This window comes from Pseudoalteromonas sp. S16_S37, assembly GCF_014694405.1.
GTDB lineage: Bacteria > Pseudomonadota > Gammaproteobacteria > Enterobacterales > Alteromonadaceae > Pseudoalteromonas.
The window spans coordinates 1-230 of record NZ_JAAUWV010000298.1; the positions used below are offsets into that span (position 1 = coordinate 1).

Annotated in this window: 1 protein-coding gene; it reads left to right on the forward strand. The window is 43.5% G+C overall.

Annotated elements, in window-relative coordinates:
• Positions 1–230: IS3 family transposase (locus HC733_RS22955; RefSeq protein ID WP_342366056.1), on the forward strand; the 230-nt coding region annotated here is incomplete at both ends.

Sequence of the window (230 nt, forward strand, 5' to 3'; positions counted from 1 at the left end):
TATTCGTACTGAGCTGGCTAAAAAAAATCGCCTTGTTAATCGCAAGCGAATTGTCAGGATCATGCGGGAGATGGGCATCGGCGCGATTTATCCCAAGCCAAAAACAACACTAGCAAATAAGGCACACAAGGTTTACCCCTATCTGCTGCGTGATATCGAAGTGACTTACCCGAACCAAGCTTGGGCAATTGATATTACTTATATTCCCATGGCTAAAGGCTTCTTATATT